A 14,720-nucleotide genomic window follows, 5' to 3' on the forward strand; every position below is an offset into this window, starting at 1 on the left:
CAACATAGGCTCAGACATCAGCTGTCGCAACCTTTAGTCGGTCGCCAATTCAGCCATTTCGATCTAACGATAGATCGAAATCAAAGACCTGCCGGGGTGCTTTCGGATGCGTTTATACGGAGGCGTCATCGAGTTTTCAAAGGGCGTCTTCATGGCGACGAACAGCTTGAATTGCCGAGAAATTTCCTGCCGCAAAAACCGCTCAACCGTCGTCCGCGCGCTCAACTCTGCAATGTCTTCAGGTGACAGGCTGCGATGATTCGATCATGAGGGAAACTCGTGTTGATCAAGATTAAATTGAGTTTGTCTCACTAGCGACCGATGCCGACAATGGCCGCCATCAACAGGACATTGGAGTTGTTTGTTATGGCACTGGCCCATTCCCTTGGATTTCCGCGCATCGGTCGCGACCGCGAACTGAAGAAAGCGCAAGAGGCGTTCTGGAAAGGAGAACTGAACGAGGCCGGCCTGCGTGATGTTGGCCGTGAGCTGCGCAAGGCCCACTGGGACCTGCAGAAAAACGCCGGTATAGAGCTGCTGCCGGTTGGCGATTTCGCTTGGTATGACCAGGTGCTGACGCACTCGCTGATGTTCGGCGTCATCCCCGAGCGCTTCCGCCCGCACGATGGCAAAGCCACTCTGCAGACCCTGTTCGGCATGGCTCGTGGCGTCAGCGACAGCTGCTGCGGCGGTGCGCACGCTCAGGAAATGACCAAGTGGTTCGACACCAACTATCACTATCTCGTCCCTGAATTCAGTGCTGATCAACGGTTCCAGTTGGGCTGGGATCAGCTCTTCGAAGAAGTCGAAGAAGCCCGCGCACTTGGCCATAACGTCAAACCGGTGATCATCGGCCCGCTGACGTATCTGTGGCTGGGCAAGGCCAAAGGTGCCGAGTTCGACAAGCTGGAATTGCTTGATCGTTTGCTGCCGCTGTATGGGCAGATATTCGCGCGTCTTGCCGCCCAAGGCGTCGAGTGGGTGCAGATCGACGAGCCGATTCTGGTGCTCGACCTGCCGCAGGAGTGGAAGAACGCTTTCGAGCGTGCCTACAACCAGATCCAGCGCGATCCGCTGAAAAAACTGCTCGCTACTTACTTTGGTGGTCTGGAAGAAAATCTTGGTCTGGCGGCGAACCTGCCGGTCGACGGTTTGCACATTGATCTGGTGCGCGCGCCGGAGCAGTACCCGACCATTCTTGATCGTCTGCCGGCTTATAAAGTGTTGTCCTTGGGCGTGGTCAATGGCCGTAACGTCTGGCGCTGCGATCTGGAAAATGCCTTGGCGACGTTGCAGCATGCCCATGAGCGTCTGGGTGATCGCTTGTGGGTGGCGCCGTCCTGTTCGCTGCTGCACAGCCCGGTGGATCTGGGTCGTGAAGACAAGCTCGATGCCGAGTTGAAAAGCTGGTTGGCCTTCGCTGTGCAAAAGTGCGAAGAAGTCGCGGTTCTGGCGCATGCCGTCAATGAGCCTGAGGCGCCGAAAGTGCTGCGTGCCCTGACCGAAAGCCGTTCGGTGCAGGCCGCTCGCGCTGCTTCGCCACGCATTCACAAACCTGCGGTTCAAGCCCGGGTTGCGGCGATCACGGCCAAGGACAGCCAGCGTCAGTCGCTGTTCGCCCAGCGCATTGCCAAGCAACGCGCGGGGCTGGATCTGCCGTTATTCCCGACCACGACGATCGGCTCGTTTCCGCAAACCGCGTCGATCCGTCTCGCTCGGCAGTCGTTCAAACAAGGCAAGTTGAGCGAAGCCGAATACACCGAGGCCATGCACAGCGAGATCCGTCACGCGGTGGAAATCCAGGAGCGTCTGGGCCTGGATGTGCTGGTGCACGGTGAGGCCGAGCGCAACGACATGGTCGAGTACTTTGCCGAGCAACTGGATGGCTACGTATTCACCCGTTTTGGCTGGGTGCAGAGCTACGGTTCGCGCTGCGTTAAACCGGCGGTGATCTTCGGCGACCTCAGCCGTCCGAAAGCCATGACGGTCGAGTGGATCCGCTATGCCCAAGGGCTGACCGACAAGGTCATGAAAGGCATGCTGACCGGCCCGGTGACCATGCTGATGTGGTCGTTCCCCCGTGAGGACGTCAGCCGTGAAGTGCAGGCGCGGCAACTGGCGCTGGCGATTCGCGACGAAGTGGTGGATCTGGAAGCCGCCGGCATCAAGATCGTGCAGATCGACGAAGCGGCGTTCCGTGAAGGTCTGCCGTTGCGTCAGGCGCAGTGGCAGCCTTATCTGGACTGGGCGGCGGAAGTGTTCCGCCTGTGCGCCTCCGGTGTGCGCGACGAAACGCAGATCCACACGCACATGTGCTACAGCGAGTTCAACGATGTGATCGAGTCCATCGCGGCGATGGATGCCGACGTGATCACCATCGAAACCTCGCGTTCGGACATGGAATTGCTGGAGGCCTTCGAAGCCTTCGCTTACCCGAACGACATCGGCCCGGGCGTTTATGACATCCACTCGCCACGCATCCCGGATGCGTCGGAGATGGCAAATCTGCTGCGCAAGGCTGCCAAGCGGATTCCGGCCGAGCGGCTATGGGTCAACCCGGATTGCGGTTTGAAAACCCGTGGCTGGCCGGAGACGGAAGCGGCGCTGGTGCACATGGTTACTGCCGCCCGGCAATTGCGGAAAGAGCTGGCCTGACACCTACAGCTGGAATTCACACAATCCCCTGTAGGAGTGAGCCTGCTCGCGATGGCGTCGTATCAGTCACTTATGAGTTGACTGACACACCGCTATCGCGAGCAGGCTCACTCCTACAGGGGTTGTGTATGTATTTTCAGAAACGGGAATTCTCATGGCATCGCCGAAAAGCTGTTGCTACTGTGCCCTGCCGCATCCCAGGTATTTGCCGCTACATGAGTGATCAACCCGTTATCCAGACCGTGTCCGACGCAGACATTCCTGAAGTTCTGGATTTTGTTCTAAAGGCCCGTGCCGAGCTTTTCCCCAAGCTCAGCGCGACCGGCATGCCTGACGATCTGGCGCGTTTTGCCGAGGTTTATCTGCGTGGGGCAGGGCGCTTTCTGATCGCTCGCCATGAAGGACAAATCGTCGCGTCCATCGGCTATCTCCCTTACGACCGGCGCTTCCCGCACTTGCCCTATCCGGACCTTGAAGTAGTGGAAATCGTCCGTCTGTTTGTCCTGCCATCGCAGCGCCGCTCAGGGTTGGCCGCGGCGATATATCGATCACTCAAAGACCTGGCACTCGCCGACGGAGTCGAGGTGATCTACCTGCACACCCATCCGTTTCTGCCGGGGGCCATCGCGTTCTGGCAACGGCAGGGTTTCGAGATTATTGACGTCGACGCTGACCCGGTGTGGCAGACCACTCACATGCACAACGTCATGAGTGGAATCTGAGAATCTGCGCCCCATCGAACGGGTCCGTCAGATAGTGCGCCCTGACCCCGAACGTCTCCTGTAACCGCTGCGGTGTCAGCACTTCCAGCGGCGCGCCCAGCGCCACCAGTCGCCCGCGCTCCAGCACCGCCAGACGATCGCATTTCAACGCCTGATTAAGATCATGCAAGGCGATCAGCGTGGTCACCGGCAACGCCTGCACCACATTGAGAATGGTCAGCTGATGCTGAATGTCGAGGTGGTTGGCTGGCTCGTCGAGCAAGAGGATTTGTGGCCGCTGCGCCAATGCCCGAGCAATGTGCACCCGCTGCCGCTCGCCGCCGGACAGACTGCGCCAGAGACGGGTGCGCAGGTGCATCGCGTCAACGTCAGTCAACGCCTGCTCGACGATGGCGTCGTCCACCTGCGACCACGGTTGCAGCGCCGACAGCCAGGGTGTGCGCCCCAACGCCACCGCATCGAACACGCGAATGCCGTCGTCGGTGTCGGCCTGTTGTTCGACCACCGCCAGCTTTTGCGCAATGCTGCGCCGGGCCATTTTGCCCAGGCGCTGACCTTCGAGCAGCACCTCGCCAGCGCTCGGCTCACGCAGCCCGGCCAGCAGTTTGAGCAGAGTGGATTTGCCGGATCCATTCGGCCCGACGATGCCGAGGGTTTCGCCGCGCTGAACTTCAAGGCTGACACCGTTGAGCAACTCGGCGCCGCGCACCTTGAAGGTCAACCCGGAACAACTCAGAACACTGCTCATCGTGCAGATCTCCGGCCCACCAGAATCAGGGCAAATACCGGCGCACCGACCAGTGCAGTAATCACCCCGACTGGAATCACCTGACCCTTGATCAGCGTGCGCGACAGCACATCAGCGGCAATCAGAAACACCGCGCCGCCCAACGCACTGGCCGGCAGCAGGCGTGCATGACCGGTGCCGAGCAACAGCCGCGCGGCGTGGGGAATCACCAACCCGACAAAACCGATCGAACCGACAATCGACACCATCACCGCCGTCACCAGCGCCGCGCAGCCAATCAGCAGAATCTGCACACGTCGCACCGGAATGCCGAGGGATGCCGCCGAGTCCGCGCCAAAGGTAAACGCATCCAGCGCCCGGCGATGCCACAGACACACGACCAGTCCCAACACGGCCACCGGCACCGCCAGCCACACCGACGGCCAGCGCACGCCGCCGAGATTGCCCAAGAGCCAGAACATGATCCCGCGTGCCTGTTCAGAGCTGGCCGAGCGGGTGATCAAAAACGCAGTGAGCGCATTGAACAGTTGCGAACCGGCGATCCCCGCGAGAATGATTTGCCCGGTACCGCTGGCCGAACCGCTGACCCGCGCCAGCAGAATCACCAGCACGAACGCCGTGACCGCGCCGGCGAAGGCACCGACTGACAGCGAGATCATCCCTGCGCCAACCCCGAGCAGCGCCACCATCACCGCTCCGGTCGAGGCGCCGGCAGAAATCCCCAGCAGATACGGATCGGCCAACGGGTTGCGCAACAGCGACTGCAAAATCACCCCGCACGTCGCCAGACCGGCACCGCACGCCGCCGCGACCAGTGCGCGGGTAAGTCGGTAGTTCCAGACGATGCCTTCATCGATAGGATCCAGCGCGTATCCGGCGCCCCACAATTTGTTCGCCAGCACTTGCATGACCACGCCCGGCTCAATCGAGGTCTCACCAATGGCCACGCCAGCAACCACTGCAATCAACAGCGTCGCCAAGGCCAGCAACGTACGGATCAGGCTGGCACTCATTGCGACAGGTCATAGCCGTTGATGGCCGTGGCCAGTTGCTCGATGCCGTCGAACATGCGCAGGCTGGCCTGCATGGCCATGGCGTCAAGAATGATGATGCGGTTGTGTTTCACCGCGTCCATATTGCGCGTCACCGGGTCGCTGCGCAGGAAGGCGAGTTTCTTTTCATAGTCGTCAGCGGGGAAGCGCTGACGGTCCATGCGCGCGATGACGAGGAAGGTCGGATTGGCTTTGGCGATGGTTTCCCAGCCGACCGTTGGCCACTCTTCATCGGACTGCACGACGTTGCGCACGCCGAGGGTGTCGAGCATGAAATCAGGAATGCCTTTATGTCCGGCCACGAACGGCTCGATGTCCATTTCGGCGCTGGAAAACCAGACCAGCGCGCTGGCATCCTTCAGCCGTTTGCCCTGGGCGGTGGCAATCGATTTGGCGAGGCTGGCCTTGAGTTGGTCGTTGAGCTGCTGGCCACGCTCCTGCACATCAAAGATCTGCGCCAGTTGGCTCACGCTTTTGTAAATCGTCTCGATGCGAAACGGTGCCAGTCGCGTACCGTCGGCGCCGACCAAGTTGTCCTTGGCTTCGCAATCGGAGGGCAGCAGGTAGGTCGGAATCTTCAGCTCATGAAATTGCTCGCGGGTGCCGACCGCGCCTTGCGGGCCGACCATCCATTCCAGCTCCACGGCGACCAGTTCCGGGCGCTTGCCGATCACCGATTCGAAACTCGGTTCGTTGTCAGCCAGACGCTCGATCTTGTCGTTCTGCGCCTTGTACTTGTCCAGCACGTTGTTGAACCACAGCGACGTGCCGACGACTTTGTCGCCCAGGCCCATGGCGTAGAGCATTTCCGTGCCGGCCTGGCCGATGGTCACGGTGCGCGTCGGGGCGTGCTGGAAGGTCAGGCTGCTGCCGCAGTTTTCGACGGTCAGTGGATAGACAGTCGAGGCCGCCTGCGCCATGGCGCCAAGGGTCAGGCCGGTGATGAGGGTGGCGATGCGGGGCAGCAGCATGGGGCAGTCTCCGAGGGAACCGTACGGGGAGCGGGAGAGTACGGTCTGGAAACACACCATCGAACGCGGTCAGGAAAACAGCGCAAGGCCGGGCAGCCAACGAAGACGCGCACGGCACGATGTCCTTCCCGGACACCCCGCCGGTTAGTAATCACTGTGCCGGCAGGTCTCCTGACTGATGCGTCATCGCCTTGCTCCAGCCTTCCCGGGATTTACCCAGTGGCAGTCGTGGAGCAGGCTCGGCACCTACAGTTGCGGGGGCAGTTCCGATCAATGCTGTGCAAGCACCTCGGATTCCCTATTAGTCCCCTTCGGGAACCGACGGCGGCATGGTAGTCGATCGAGCCGCTGAAGGGGAGACGAATCTGCCGTGGCGAGGATCAGTGTTGGCTCATCAAACCGTGCAACACGCCCAGACGCAGGCCCGGTTCGGAGGGCAGCATTTGTGCAATGCCGAACACTTTGAATGCCGCGAGCATCAACACCAGACCGCCGGGCAGAATGCTCTGGCGGTGTGGTTGCAGACCGGCGAGCTTGAGCTGTTGCACGTTGTTCACTTTCAGCAAAAGCAGCGACAGGCGCAGCAGCCCGCCATAGGTGATGCCGTCCTGACCGAAGTCGTTGAGGCGATTGGCCTTGAGCACTTTGGCGAGCATGCGCGCAGTGCCGGACGAACCGATGGTTTGCTGCCAGCCCTGCGCACGGTAGCGCCGGGCAACCTTTTCAAACTGCAGGATGGCGAAGCGTTCGGCCTCCTGTAGCGCGCCGGCAGACACGTCACCGCCACGAAAGAAGCGCGTGCTCAAGGTGCCGCTGCCGATGGCAATACTTTCGGTGAGCAATGGTTGTGAGCCTTGGCCGAGGATCAGCTCGGTGGAGCCGCCGCCGATGTCGACTACCAGGCGCAGGTCTTCAGCGCTCGGCAAGGCATGGGTCACGCCGGCGTAGACCAGCCGCGCCTCTTCATGGCCGCAAATGACGTCGATGGGAAAGCCCAGATGCCGCTCTGCACTGGCGAGAAACAGTTGCGCATTGTCGGCCTCGCGCACTGCGCTGGTTGCCACCGCACGGACTCGGCCGGCCTCGAAGCCGCGCAGCTTTTTGCCGAACCGCGCCAACGCCTGCCAGCCGCGATCCAGTGCCAACGCATCCAGCGCGCCACCGTCAAAACCTTCAGCGAGGCGCACCGGTTCACGCAGGGTTTTCACTTCCTGAATCTGCAAGCCTTTGCGGCTGCGCACCGACTGGCCGATCATCAGGCGAAAGGCATTCGAACCCAGGTCGATGGCGGCAAACAGCGAGGCGTCGTCTTTCATGGGAGTCCTTGCAGAGCGTCCGTCGCGAGGCTCAAGACGGTTTGCGAGGATTCTGCCGTGATCTTGATGACATCCTGATGACGGGGCAGGGGCGGTTCAATGAATTTAGGGCTGTCATGACACTGTCATTATCCGGCGTCTATGCTGAGGCCAATACATCGCGTGTTCTTAAAGTTTTTGCTGCCGGTTTTGGCAGCTTTTTTTTGCCCGCGATTTGGCTGTTGATCGTTCCCACGCTCCGCGTGGTAATGCCTCTAGGGACGCTCCGCGTCCAGTGACGCGGAGCGTCACGGGCTGCATTCCCACGCAGAGCGTGGGAACGATCAGGGGTAGGGGTTACTCAGCAGGCTTGTGGGGTTTCGCCCCGGGCCAGACGCGCATTGATGTCTTCGATCACTTCAGGCAACTCGGCGATGGTGTCGATCAGATAATGCGGGCGCGAAGGCGCGAACATCTTGCCGATCCGCGCACGTTCTTCCGCCAGTCGATCCGACGGCAATGCCTTGTATTGCTCATAGGTCAGGCCCAGCGCGTTGCCGGAACAGGTCAGCGCCACCGTCCACATGCCTGCACTGCGCCCTTCGAGAATCCCCGGCCAGGTGTCGTCAACCTTGACGCACGCGGCCACGTCATCGATGCCCAGAGCAATCACGTTAGCCAAGGCCTGCGCCGGATAGGGCCGGCCATTCGGCACCTCATCGGTGGCGACGACATGGTCAGCGACGTAGCCATTTTCCCGCGCCAGTTCGACAACCTTGGCCATCACCACCGCTGGATAACCCGAGCACGAACCGATTTTCAACCCCTTGTCGCGCAACGCCGCAATCGCTTCGAGCGCACCCGGAATCAACGTAGAATGCAGGGCGATTTTCTCGATTTGCAACGGCATGAAGCGCTCGTAGATCGCCGTGACATCGTCGTCACTCGGCAAGCGATCAAACGCTGCACGATAACGCTCGGCAATCTGCGGCAGGTTGCACAGGGTGCGGATGTGATCCCACTTGCCCATGCCCATCGGCCCGCGCGCTTCTTCCAGCGACACGGCGACGCCGAACTCGGCAAAGGCCTCGACGAATATCTGCGTCGGTGCAAACGAGCCGAAATCGACAACGGTGCCGGCCCAGTCAAGGATCGCGGCTTGCAGGTGAGTCGGTTGTTGGTACTGCATGGTCAATCTCCGTTTTCAGGTAAGCGTGGGCCGTCCCTCGGCAATGAGGTAGGCGGTCAAGGGGCAGTGCTGATCAGGTCAGCGGTGGATTTGCATCAAACAGTTCGGCAATCACTGGCCGGTTCCGACGGATGCCGAGGCAGCACAAGTGGTATTCGATAAAGAACGGGTGGTCGACAAACGTAATGGGCGTGGTGCCCGGGGTTTCGGCGTACTCGACGGCCGAGACGAAACCGATGCCGATGCCTTTGACGATGGCGTGCACGATGGCTTCGCGGCTGTTGAGTTGCATGACGCAATCGAGCTCGATATCGAGGCGCTTGCAGCTTTCTTCCACCAGTTGCCGGGTGCGCGCGCTGGATTCGCGCATCACCCATTTTTCGCCGCTGATTTCACTGATGTGAACCTGCGCCTGGCGGGCCCACGGATGGTCATCGCGGACCACGGCGATGATCGGATAACGGTGATACAGCCGCGTGTGGAAGCGCTCATCGAATTCCGACAAGGCCAGGATCGCCACATCGATATCGAAGTTGAACAACCGCGCCAGGGTGTCCTTTTCCGAAGAAAATGAAGTTTCCAGTTCTATATCCGGGTGGCGCTGCATCAGCTCATACGTCAGGTTCATCGCAATCGGCGGTGACACCGCGCCGAGGCGCAACATGCCGGTCTTGCGCTGCTTGAAGCTCTGCAACAGTTGCACGGCTTCATCCTCCTGACCGAACAGGCCCTGGGTGATGGCGTAGAGCTTGTGTCCGGCGGCGCTCATTTCGATGTAGCGGCCACGCCGATGGAACAGCTCCACCGAGAAAGTGTTCTCCAGTGCGTTGACCTGCTCGCTGACGGTCGGCTGGCCGACGCTGAGGTACTCGGCTGCGAGAGTGAAACTGCCGGTTTTGGCCACCGCATGAAACGAACGCAACCACTTGTGATACTGGTACATGCAAGCCCCGTCAGCGTCGAATGGACAATGCCACTGCCGCACTGCACAGGCAGGCGCTGGTGACCACTATGAAGATCAGAGACGTATTTGCCGTGGTGTCAAGCAGACGCCCGATCAGTGGCTCGGCCAATCCGGCGAACAGGTACGAGGAAAAGTTCATGATTCCGGTCGCTGTACCGGCGCGTTTTGCCCCCACCAGATCGGGGCACAGCGCCCAGAAACTCGAGGCCGGGCCGTAGACGAAGAAGCCGCAAAGGAACAGTGCCACCAGGCCGATGACACTGTGCGGCGGCAGGCTCCACATCCACAGGCTGGTGGCGGCGCCGAGGAACATATAGAGCATGATCGCCAGATACCGCTTGGAGCCGAACAGTTTGTCCGACACCCAGCCGTTGCTCAGTGCACCGACCGCCATGCCGACGGGGAGGGCGACGGTGATCCATTTCGGATCGATCATGCCGTCACCGCTTTTCCAGTCCGCGCCGAGAAAGTGCACCGGCACCCAGACGATCAAGCCGTAGCGTGCAGCGTTCTGAAAACCCAGTGACAGCGCGGCGATCAGCAGCCGGGGATTTTTCAGCACGGCTTTGTAGCGTTGGGCCGAGGACTCGACTTCGCCCTGCGCGGCTTCCTGATGCTTGTCGTCAGCGTTGGCCACACCGGTATCGCCCACCGGCTCGAAGCCCAGATCCTGCGGGCGTTCGCGGGCAACCAGATAGAAAATGATCCCGCCGGCGAGCATCAGCAGCACCGGCAAACGGAAGATCCAGCGCCATTCCAGTTGCAGCACTTCGAGCACGACGATGGAAGTGACGTACGACAGAATCGACGCGCAACCGGCGGCGAAAGTGTAGAAGCCATAGACCTTGCCGCGCTCGCCCGCCGCCCACCAATTGGCAATCAACCGACCGCCCGGCGCCCAGCCCAAGGCCTGAAAGTAGCCGTTGACGCCCCACGGCAGAATCAGGCTGGTGAAACCGCTGGCAAAACTGGTCACCCAGTTGGCACCGCACGACAACACCGCACCCAACGTCATGATGCGCCGGCCACCGAATTTATCGGCGAGGTTGCCGTTGATGGCCTGACCAATCGCGTAGGCCCAGAGCATCGCCGCAGAAGCCCAGCCGAGGGTTTCCTTGCTCAGGCCGAACTCGGCCTGAATCCCCGGAATGGCAAAACCGAAGGTCTGCCGCCCGGTGTAGAAAAACAGGTAACAGAACATCGCCGCCAGCAGCATGCGCCACTGGGCGACCCGGAACGAGGCAGAACGTACGGCGAGACCAGGCATGGTTTGGGCACGATTCATGATCTTTTCCTTATTGTTGTCGGTTCCCGTCGGTTGTCGTCGGCGGGTGCACTCTTTTTCGGTGCGGCAGGAAATCACCGCGGCTGTATGCCGCTGGCGGTGCTTGGATTACTCGGGTGTCATCAGGCGTCAGGCGGCTTGCGAACCGATGAAGTTCTTGCCGCGCGCGCCCTGCATCGCGAGGTGGATGATGTCTTCGGCATCCTTGGCCGAGACACCGTAATCGGCAAACTCGGTCTTCACTCCGAGGCTGTGCAGGAACTCGCGCAACTGCTGCTGGGCTTTGCCCAGGTCCGCGCCGAACACCCGTTGCAAGGTACGGTCGCGAGTGGCGTCGTGACCCCAGGCCAAACCCAATACCAACGGCAAGGTGAAGGAGCAGGCGATGCCGTGGGGCAAGCCGTGACGCAAGGTCATCTCATAGGAGATCGAATGCGCCAGCGCGGTTTTGGTGTTGGAAAACGCCAGCCCGGCCTTGAGCGCAGCGAGTGCCATGCGGCTGCGCAATTCGTGACTGAAGAGGTCTTTGTGCAGGCGCGGCAGGCATTCGAGAATGTCCTCGATCGCGGAAATCGCGAAGGTGTCGGAGACCGGGTTGGCGTTGACGTTCCAGATCGCCTCCAGCGCATGGGACAGCGCATCGAGCCCGGTGGACACGGTCACGCCGGCCGGTACGGTGAGCATCAGTTGCGGGTCGATGATCGCCACGCGAGGCCACGTGCAATCCAGATGCAGCGAGTATTTTTTCTGGCTGGCGCTGTCCCAGATCGTCGCCCACGGCGTGACTTCGCTGCCGGTGCCGGCGGTAGTCGGCGCGGCGATCAGTTGTTTGCAACGGGCCGGGGTGAACGGTTTGCCCGTGGCCAACAGCGCCAACAGTTCATCGAAATGCCCGGACTCAGTGCCGACGATCAACGCCTTGGCGGTGTCGATGGCGCTGCCGCCACCGACCGCGAGCACCACATCGCAATCGCCGGCCTGCTGCCAGAACTGCTCATAAGTGCTGCGTAGGTGAGCGACGTCCGGGTTGGGCTGAACGTCTTCGACAATGTAGATCAGACGCTCGCCGAGCAACGCTTGCAGGCGATCGACCAGCCCCAGCCCACGGGCTTCAGGGAAAGTGACAAGGGCCACGGTTTGCTGTTCGGTGATGGCAGCGAGGTCTTGCAGGCTGCCCCAGCCGAAACGGGTATCGACGGGGTTCTGGAAGCGGGCAGACATGGTGAATCCTTATTGTTGTTGTCGTGTGGCGCCATACTCAGCGCCCGTCGACAACGGCTCAAATCGATAAATAGCAGGTTTGAATCGGTTCAGCCGATAGCAGCTTTACGCTAGTGCGCCGAACCGCTCTGGATCGCCGCGCGCAGGCGGCTGGAGATGGCATCGGCGACGATCACCATGAAGGTAATGACGATGATGCAAGTCGCGGTTTCCGGGTATTTGAATAGTTTCAGGCTGCTCACCAGTTCGAAACCCAAGCCGCCGGCGCCGACCATGCCCAGCACGGTGGCCGAGCGCAGGTTGACTTCGAAGCGGTACAGAATCACGGCAATCCACGCGGTGATGACCTGTGGCAGCACGCCAAACACGATCACCTGCAGCGGCCGCGCACCGGTCGCTTGCAGCGCTTCAATCGGGCCTTGGTCGATCTCTTCGATGCTCTCGGCGAAGAACTTGCCGAGCATGCCCAGGCCATGCAGCGCCAGCGCCAATACACCGGGGAACGGCCCGAGCCCAACCGCCGAGACAAAGATCAGCGCGAGGATCAGTTCGTTGATGCTGCGGGTGAAATTCAGCGCCTGACGCGTGGTGTGAAATACCCAGCGGTTGCGGCTCAGATTGCGCGCGGCGAGGAAGGACAGCGGAATCGCCAGCAACACGCCGAGCAGGGTGCCCCAAATGGCGATCTGCAAGGTTTCCACCGCTGGCGCGAGCAGACGCGGAAGAATGCTCAGATCCGGTGGGAAGGTGCGCGAAAGGAAATCACCGATCTGCGGCAATCCCGCTGCCAGTTCACCAAGGCTGAGCTGCGCACCTTGCGCGCTCCAGTTCAGCGTCCACAGCACAATCAGGACGATGCCGGCAGTGGTCAGCCAGCCACGTGGGCCACGGGGCCGGTCGCCGACCCACTGATAGTTTTGCGATGACATGCTCAGGCCCTCGAGGCAGCGCGGTAGGACAAGGTGGGCGTGGGCACGTCAGCAGAGGATTGCGCCGATTGCCCCGGATAGATTCGCGCCAGATCCGCTTCGGTCATGCTCGACGCTTTGCCATCGAACACCAGGCTGCCGTGAGCAAGGCCGACCACGCGGTCGCCAAACTCGCGGGCGTATTCGACCTGATGCAGGTTGCACAGCACGGTGATGCCCAGCTCGCGAGTGGCATCGCGCAGATACTGCAACACCAGTCGCGCGGTTTTCGGGTCGAGGCTGGCGATCGGTTCATCGGCCAGAATCACCTGCGGTCGTTGCGCCAAGGCGCGGGCGATGCCGACGCGCTGCTTCTGCCCGCCGGACAATGAGTCGGTGCGCTCGCCGGCCTTGTGCGCCAGCTCGACGCGCTCCAGGCATTGCATCGCCAGCGCCACATCGTCACGGCGGAACAGTTGCAGAATCGAGGCGAGGGTACCGACGGAACCGAGGCGACCGGTCAGCACGTTCTTCAGCACACTCAGGCGCGGCACGACGTTGTGGTGCTGAAAAATCATCGCCACTTCACGGCGCAGAACGCTGGTATCAGGGCAGGTGAGGGCGTCGATGCCGGCCACGCTCAGCGTGCCGCTGTCGGCCTGCGCCAGACGATTGATGCAACGCAGCAAGGTCGATTTACCGGCGCCTGACTGACCGAGTACCACGACGAATTCGCCCGCAGCGACTTCCAGGTCGATACCGCGCAGCACCGGGTTGCTGCCGTAGTGTTTGGTCAGTTGGCGGATGCTGATCATTTCATGCTCCGCAGATCGAGATCGAGCACCTTGGCGGTTTCGCGCACCACGTCATACGACGCGTCGGTGGTGGGCTGGAAGCCATTTAGCACGCCCTGATCACCCCACGGCACGTCCTTGATCGAAGCCAGCGCGTCGGCGACCTTCTTCTTCAATGCCGGATCGAGCGCCTTGCGCCAGACCATTGGCGATTCGGGGATCGGCTTGGAACTCCAGACGATTTCGAAGTCATCCTGCTTGACCACACCTTTGGCCACGGCGCTGGCAAAGATGCGGTCAGCCACGGCGGCGGCGTCGACTTTCTTGTTCTCGACCGCGAGGATACTGGCGTCGTGGGAACCGGAGAAAATCACCCGTTTGAACAGCGTGTCCGGGGCGAACCCTGCCTGCTCCAATCCTGCTTTCGGGAACAGATGACCGGACGCCGAGCTTGGGTCAACGAACGCGAATGTATGGCCCTTGAGGTCGGCCAGCGAATGAATGCCGCTGTCCTTGCGCGCCAGAATCACGCTTTTGTACGCGCTCTGGCCGGTCTTCTTGGTCACCGCCACCGAGAACGCCTCGACGTCGGCCACCGAGGTCGCCAGCACGTAAGAGAACGGCCCGAGGTAGGCGACGTCGAGTTTGCCCGAACGCAGCGCTTCAATGATGCCGTTGTAGTCGGTGGCCACGAACGGCACCACCGGCATGCCGATTTTGCTTTGCAGATCGTCGAGCACCTGCTTGCTCGATTCGATCATCGCCTGGGAGTCTTCGGAGGGGATCAGGCCAATGGTCAGTTTGTCCTTGGCCCAGACCTGGCTGGCGCCGAAGGCAAGTGCGGTGAAGCTGACGACACGCAGAAACTGTTTGATTGTTTTCATGGCATTCCACGGTGTGGTTGGGAGTTGCCACA

At 61.1% G+C, this 14,720-nt stretch carries 13 protein-coding genes and 1 riboswitch; of the genes, 2 read left to right on the forward strand and 11 right to left on the reverse strand.

What is annotated here, in order from left to right; all coding sequences use genetic code 11:
* Positions 1-366: 366 nt before the first annotated feature.
* Together metE and AC5SEM_RS08470 are read left to right on the forward strand one after the other, a co-directional pair.
* Positions 367-2,655: a 5-methyltetrahydropteroyltriglutamate--homocysteine S-methyltransferase gene (metE, locus tag AC5SEM_RS08465; protein WP_495472645.1), complete on the forward strand. Its 2,289-nt coding sequence runs from the start codon at positions 367-369 to the stop codon at positions 2,653-2,655.
* A 215-nt stretch (positions 2,656-2,870) separates the two neighbouring features.
* Positions 2,871-3,377: a GNAT family N-acetyltransferase gene (locus AC5SEM_RS08470; RefSeq protein ID WP_495472646.1), complete on the forward strand. Its 507-nt coding sequence runs from the start codon at positions 2,871-2,873 to the stop codon at positions 3,375-3,377.
* On the opposite strand, the gene AC5SEM_RS08475 is transcribed toward AC5SEM_RS08470, so the two are convergent.
* The 11 genes from AC5SEM_RS08475 to phnD all read right to left on the reverse strand — a co-directional run bounded on the left by AC5SEM_RS08475 (position 3,361) and on the right by phnD (position 14,688).
* On the reverse strand, positions 3,361-4,125 hold the full coding sequence (locus AC5SEM_RS08475) for an ABC transporter ATP-binding protein (RefSeq protein WP_495472647.1): 765 nt from the start codon (positions 4,123-4,125) through the stop codon (positions 3,361-3,363). The genes AC5SEM_RS08470 and AC5SEM_RS08475 overlap by 17 nt on opposite strands.
* The gene (locus AC5SEM_RS08480) at positions 4,122-5,126 is read right to left on the reverse strand and encodes a FecCD family ABC transporter permease (protein WP_368967871.1); all 1,005 of its coding nucleotides are present in this window, start codon (positions 5,124-5,126) and stop codon (positions 4,122-4,124) included. Before AC5SEM_RS08480 ends, AC5SEM_RS08475 begins: the two co-directional genes overlap by 4 nt.
* Positions 5,127-5,134: 8 nt before the next feature.
* Positions 5,135-6,148: an ABC transporter substrate-binding protein gene (locus tag AC5SEM_RS08485; RefSeq protein WP_495472648.1), complete on the reverse strand. Its 1,014-nt coding sequence runs from the start codon at positions 6,146-6,148 to the stop codon at positions 5,135-5,137.
* Positions 6,149-6,292: 144 nt separating this feature from the next.
* Positions 6,293-6,486, reverse strand: a riboswitch (cobalamin riboswitch).
* Between the two features lie 42 nt (positions 6,487-6,528).
* Positions 6,529-7,464 carry a Ppx/GppA family phosphatase gene (locus tag AC5SEM_RS08490; RefSeq protein WP_077573272.1) on the reverse strand — a complete coding sequence of 312 codons (936 nt, stop codon included), beginning with the start codon at positions 7,462-7,464 and terminating at the stop codon, positions 6,529-6,531.
* A 340-nt stretch (positions 7,465-7,804) separates the two neighbouring features.
* Positions 7,805-8,632, reverse strand: coding sequence for a phosphonoacetaldehyde hydrolase (gene phnX / locus AC5SEM_RS08495; RefSeq protein WP_495472649.1), 828 nt, complete (start codon positions 8,630-8,632; stop codon positions 7,805-7,807).
* Positions 8,633-8,705: 73 nt separating this feature from the next.
* Complete coding sequence (locus AC5SEM_RS08500) at positions 8,706-9,575, reverse strand: LysR substrate-binding domain-containing protein (protein ID WP_077573270.1); 870 nt, start codon at positions 9,573-9,575, stop codon at positions 8,706-8,708.
* Positions 9,576-9,585: 10 nt separating this feature from the next.
* Positions 9,586-10,881 carry an MFS transporter gene (locus AC5SEM_RS08505; protein WP_495472650.1) on the reverse strand — a complete coding sequence of 432 codons (1,296 nt, stop codon included), beginning with the start codon at positions 10,879-10,881 and terminating at the stop codon, positions 9,586-9,588.
* 129 nt (positions 10,882-11,010) lie between these two features.
* Positions 11,011-12,102 (reverse strand): iron-containing alcohol dehydrogenase PsrA, encoded by a 1,092-nt coding sequence (gene psrA / locus AC5SEM_RS08510; RefSeq protein WP_495472651.1) that lies wholly within the window; start codon positions 12,100-12,102, stop codon positions 11,011-11,013.
* 110 nt (positions 12,103-12,212) lie between these two features.
* Positions 12,213-13,031: a phosphonate ABC transporter, permease protein PhnE gene (phnE, locus tag AC5SEM_RS08515; protein WP_495472652.1), complete on the reverse strand. Its 819-nt coding sequence runs from the start codon at positions 13,029-13,031 to the stop codon at positions 12,213-12,215.
* A 2-nt stretch (positions 13,032-13,033) separates the two neighbouring features.
* A complete protein-coding gene (phnC, locus tag AC5SEM_RS08520; RefSeq protein WP_495472653.1) occupies positions 13,034-13,825 on the reverse strand; it encodes a phosphonate ABC transporter ATP-binding protein in 792 nt (263 codons plus the stop codon).
* Complete coding sequence (gene phnD / locus AC5SEM_RS08525; protein WP_495472654.1) at positions 13,822-14,688, reverse strand: phosphonate ABC transporter substrate-binding protein; 867 nt, start codon at positions 14,686-14,688, stop codon at positions 13,822-13,824. The genes phnC and phnD overlap by 4 nt, the downstream gene beginning before the upstream one ends.
* Positions 14,689-14,720: the final 32 nt, after the last annotated feature.

Source organism: Pseudomonas sp. CH61 (genome assembly GCF_059429415.1).